Genomic DNA, 707 nt, shown 5'->3' with positions numbered 1-707 from the left:
CGACGATGCAACACGGTCGCTGCGGCCGGCGGCCTTGCACCTTACGGTCAGTACTTCAGGCGTGCCGGCGCCGCTCCATCGGTTGGTAGACCAGGCCGGCAAACTCGCCAGTATCGCCTGCCAACACAAAGCCGAACCGTTGGTACGCCGCTACCGCGTTCAGCGAAGCCTTGACGGTAACCACATCAGTTCTGGCGTGGGTCAGCGCAGCGTTGATCAGGCGCGCGCCCACCCCCCGCCGTTGCCAAGGCGGGGCGACAAACAACATGGCAATGTGGCGGCCCTCCTTGAGTTCCACCAGCCCCACCAGTTCGTCCTCTGCCACGCAGGCCAGCATCACGTTGTCGCCCCGCAGGCGTTCCCTGAAAGCTTGGGCAGTAGCCAGCCCGCTGAACGTGGTCACACCCTCTGCCGATAACGTGGGCGCAACTGCCTGGGTGAATGCTGATAGGCACAAGGCGCTGGCGTGGGGCAGGTCGTCTGGGCAGAGCGGGCGTATTTGCATGGGGGAGGTCCTTTTCGGCAAACGGTCAGCAGGGCGGTTCACGGTCACTATGGGGGGGCGAGTGTGGGGGCATTCTAGAAGTAGCCTTGCCGTCACGCCAAATATCCGCAGGCACTTGGTGGTGGTGCAGGCTGCGTTGCCCACAGGCGTTACTGGCCCGAAACAACCGTAGGAGCGAGCGCAGCTCGCGATGCGCCGCGCG

The 707-nt window shown here is 64.5% G+C and carries 1 protein-coding gene; it reads right to left on the bottom strand.

The features are described from left to right. Positions 1 to 55: 55 nt before the first annotated feature. Positions 56 to 505 carry a GNAT family N-acetyltransferase gene (locus IAE38_RS23665; protein WP_201219581.1) on the bottom strand — a complete coding sequence of 150 codons (450 nt, stop codon included), beginning with the start codon at positions 503 to 505 and terminating at the stop codon, positions 56 to 58. Positions 506 to 707: the final 202 nt, after the last annotated feature.

Origin of the sequence: Pseudomonas sp. S32 (genome assembly GCF_016648095.1) — a bacterium.
In the GTDB taxonomy this organism is placed as follows: domain Bacteria; phylum Pseudomonadota; class Gammaproteobacteria; order Pseudomonadales; family Pseudomonadaceae; genus Aquipseudomonas; species Aquipseudomonas parafulva.
The sequence above is the reverse complement of the archived record's forward strand: the minus strand, read 5'-3'. Positions and strand labels throughout refer to the sequence as shown.